This window comes from Microbacterium sp. 18062 (assembly GCF_902706225.1).
Lineage (GTDB): Bacteria > Actinomycetota > Actinomycetes > Actinomycetales > Microbacteriaceae > Microbacterium.
The window spans coordinates 1-397 of sequence record NZ_CACSKB010000612.1; the positions used below are offsets into that span (position 1 = coordinate 1).

The following is a 397-nucleotide window of genomic DNA, read 5'->3' on the forward strand; positions in this document are numbered from 1 at the left end:
GCAGAGGATCACGCCGTACAGCAGGCCCCACTTGATGTTGGGCAGCGTCACATGCCAGAAGGTCTGCCAGCCGCTCGCGCCCAGCACGATCGCGGCCTGCTCCTCGTCGCTGCCCTGCGCCTGCATGAGCGGAATCAGCTCGCGGGCGATGAAGGGGAACGTCACGAACACGGTCGCGAGCACGATGCCGGGCACCGCGAAGATGATCTTGATGTCGTGCGCGGCGAGCCAGGGGCCGAGCCAGCCGTTGGCGCCGAACATCAGCACGTAGACCAGGCCCGCCACCACGGGCGACACCGAGAACGGCAGATCCACCAGCGTGGTGAGGAAGGCCTTGCCGCGGAACTCGTACTTGGCGATGGCCCAGGCGGCCGCCACGCCGAACACGAGGTTGAAC

General features: G+C 67.3%; 1 protein-coding gene. It reads right to left on the reverse strand.

What is annotated here, in order from left to right; all coding sequences use genetic code 11:
- The coding region (locus tag GVL03_RS21470; RefSeq protein ID WP_159502771.1) for an ABC transporter permease subunit at positions 1-397 on the reverse strand (397 nt) is incomplete at both ends.